This window comes from Acinetobacter sp. UBA6720 (genome assembly GCF_002454215.1).
Taxonomy (GTDB): Bacteria; Pseudomonadota; Gammaproteobacteria; order Pseudomonadales; family Moraxellaceae; genus Acinetobacter.
This window is the reverse complement of the sequence record NZ_DKIK01000022.1, coordinates 1-3,165: the sequence shown is the minus strand read 5'-3', so window position 1 is coordinate 3,165 and position 3,165 is coordinate 1. Positions and strand designations below refer to the sequence as shown.

Here is a 3,165-nt window from a genome sequence, read left to right as displayed (position 1 = left end):
TGGAAATTCAACAGTCTTCCATTAATAGCCGTCTCATCCATTTGGGAGCGATTCAGCTTTCTCCAAAACATGTGCCTGTAGAAGCGCTCCGCCGTTCCATTCAACGCGCCTTAAAACACAGCCAACCTGAAGATTTTTTATATAGCGATAAGCAAGGCCATATTCGTTTGCGACAGGCTTTGTCTGAGCATTGGGCTGAAGATGGCTTCTATATTTCGCAGGATGATATTTACATCAGCAATGGCTGTATGCCTGCGCTGTCGGTGATGATCCAACACCTCAGCAAGGAAGGGGACAGCGTAATTGTACCGACTCCAAATTTTAATGGTCAGTTGCAAATGTTGGCGGGGTTAAAACGAAAAATTATTGAAATTCCAGCCGATACTCAAGGCTTTGATCTTGAACGTTTAGAGCAGGTCATGCAAAGCTCAGGCGCAAAAGCGTGTTTACTCACGGCCAATTATCAAAATCCATTAGGGTTTTGTTTAAGCAATGCAGAAAAAGAAAAAATTGCACAACTGGCAGCGCGCTATCAATGCTATGTGATTGAAGATGATATTTATGGTGAATGTAGTTTCAGCTCGAGTCGTCCGCTGCCGATTAAGTATTGGGATCAGCACGGTTATGTGATTTTCTGTGGTTCGGTTTCCAAATCACTTTCAACTGCGTATCGGGTAGGTTGGTTCTGTATTCCGCAGCGCTTAGCGCATTTGAAGGCTACGTTACTGATGCAAAATATCACAGTGAATACGCCTTTACAGTTGGCACTGGCCGATCTCATTTATAGTCGTGCTTATCGGGAGCATTTACAGCAGTTAAAGCCGATTTTGAAACAGCAAGTTGAGCAATACCGACACATGATTCAGCATGCCTTTGACGGGGTTGAGCTACGTATCAATCAACCCTTAGGTGGTTATGCGCTGTGGTTACAGCTACCCGAGTGTATCGATGGTTTAGATATGTACTATTTTGCTCAGCAGCACGGTATTAATATTGTGCCAGGAGAAGTCTTTGGTGAAGGGCAGCGTTATAAAAACTGTATCCGCCTCAATGCAGGTCATGAAATTTCAACAGATATTCGCGCGGCAGTCACCTTGTTGGCCGATTGGGTGAAAGCGCAACTCAGTAGTTCGACGTTGGTCAAACAAGCGGTATAAAAAGCGCCTGTTTTGAGGCGCTTATGGATTAAAAATCGGCTTTGAGAACGATACGATAACGAGCTTTTCCAGAATGCAACCGTTCCAGTGCTTCATTCAACTGTGACATAGGATACAGTTCAATTTGTGGTGCAATGTTTTTACGTGCAGCGAATTTGAGTAGCTGACGTAATGCCGCAGGTGAGCCAGTGGGTGAACCCGTGATAGACTTTGCTCCACCAATTAGACTACCTGCATTTAACTTGATGGGCTCAAGGGGCAAGCCTAGAAGATGGATCGTGCCATTCGGTGCCAGTGTACTAATATAGGCAGGCCAATTGAGCGTGACATTCACCGTACTGAGCAATAGATCGAATTTGCCTCGCTGGGTTTTAAGCGCATCCACATCACGGCTATTCACCACATGATCTGCACCCATGGCCTTGAGTTCTTCCGTTTTGTCGAGGTTCGAGGTAAACGCCGTAATTTCACAGCCCCATCCTCGAAGTAACTTAATAGCCATATGCCCTAAACCACCGATGCCAATCACGCCAACATGGTGAATGGCTTGAATTTGGTGTTTTAAAATCGGATCAAAAACGGTAATACCGCCACACAATAAAGGACCTGCGGATTCAGGATCCAGCTCTTCAGGTAAAGGAATAATCCACTGCCAACCTGCGCGAACTTTGTCGGCAAAGCCACCTGCATGACCGACGATGGTTGCTGTCGGCCCACCTGTACAGAGTACTTGTTGGCCCGACACACAGGGGTCACAGTGTTGGCAGCTTTCTGCCGTCCAGCCAATACCGACGCGCTGTCCAAGTTTAAGCCCTTTGGCTTCGGAGCCTAAGCGACTGATGGTGCCAATAATTTCATGACCAGCGACAACGGGATAGACCGAAGAGTTCCATTCATTGTTAATGACCGAAACATCGGAATGGCACAATCCACAATATTCGACTTGGACTTCGACCTGATGTGGTTGCAGTTCACCTGCATCGAATTGATAGGGTTGTAGTGCTGCGCCTGCTTGCATTGCCGCATAGGCACGAATGGTGTTATCCGTCATATTCTATATCCTTATTTTCCTGTTTTTTATGTACTTTTATTTAAAATGACAGCTATTTTCGTGATCATTGACCATACCGACTGCTTGCATAAAGGCATAGCAGGTGGTGGGTCCGACAAATTTAAAGCCCTGTTTTTTTAGGGTTTTAGACATATTTTGGCTTTGAGGTGTCTGTGCAGGCGCTGTACGGTAGTCAGGGACATCATTGTTGATTGCGTGTTGCCCGACAAAGTTCCAGAGCCACTCAACGGGGTTGATACCTTGTTGTTTCAGGGCTTGCCATGCAATCGCATTGTCACGAATGGCGGTCAGCTTCCCGATATGGCGAATTAAGCCGATATCTTGGACTTTTTCTGCTAAGTCTGTATCACTTAGAGCCGCAATCTGTTCAATGGAATATTGAAAAAACTGGCGATGATAATGTTCACGTTTTTTCAGGACGGTAATCCATGAAAGCCCCGCTTGTTGACCTTCGAGGCAGAGCATCGCAAATAATTGCTTTTCATTATGTAGTGGTTTACCCCACTCATGATCATGGTAGTCGATGTAAAGTGGGTCTGAGGAGCACCATCTGCAGCGTTGAGTGGTCATGAACATGCTCCTGATCTTTTTATAGGGTAAAAGGTGCCCATTGGTCGTGTTGATTGTCCCAATAAAATAATTGGGCGTGTTCGAGGTCGGAAAAGTTAATCCAAACATCTTTTCCTGTTTTTTCAGCAAATCCAGTACTGATTAAAAGCGCATCTTCAGTAATTTCCATGATCCAACCTTGGTGGTTTTGTCCAGCCAAGATGATTTTTTGTTGATTGCCTGATTCAGCAAATTCGACCAGACGGTTGATCAACGCTTCTGACATGAAAAATTCCTAAAGTTAACGTAAATAAGGATAGGGATTTACTGCACCACGGCCTTTACCTTGTAAATAAAGTCCATAATGCAAATGTGGGGCTGTGTGCC

The 3,165-nt window shown here is 45.2% G+C and carries 4 protein-coding genes and 1 pseudogene; 1 reads left to right on the top strand and 4 read right to left on the bottom strand.

Features of this window, described 5'->3' with window-relative positions; translation table 11 throughout:
• On the top strand, positions 1-1,157 hold a 1,157-nt coding region (locus B4F08_RS02255), incomplete at its 5' end, for a PLP-dependent aminotransferase family protein (protein WP_291372870.1).
• A gap of 28 nt (positions 1,158-1,185) precedes the next feature.
• Here B4F08_RS02255 and ahr read toward each other — a convergent pair.
• The 4 genes and pseudogenes from ahr to B4F08_RS02235 all read right to left on the bottom strand — a co-directional run.
• Positions 1,186-2,208: an NADPH-dependent aldehyde reductase Ahr gene (gene ahr, locus B4F08_RS02250; RefSeq protein ID WP_130235505.1), complete on the bottom strand. Its 1,023-nt coding sequence runs from the start codon at positions 2,206-2,208 to the stop codon at positions 1,186-1,188.
• A 36-nt stretch (positions 2,209-2,244) separates the two neighbouring features.
• A complete protein-coding gene (locus tag B4F08_RS02245; protein ID WP_104221720.1) occupies positions 2,245-2,799 on the bottom strand; it encodes a DNA-3-methyladenine glycosylase I in 555 nt (184 codons plus the stop codon).
• Between the two features lie 19 nt (positions 2,800-2,818).
• Positions 2,819-3,064, bottom strand: a complete 246-nt coding sequence (locus B4F08_RS02240; protein WP_004691836.1) for a hypothetical protein — start codon at positions 3,062-3,064, stop codon at positions 2,819-2,821.
• A gap of 15 nt (positions 3,065-3,079) precedes the next feature.
• A pseudogene (locus B4F08_RS02235) lies at positions 3,080-3,165 on the bottom strand (M23 family peptidase); the annotation flags it as partial.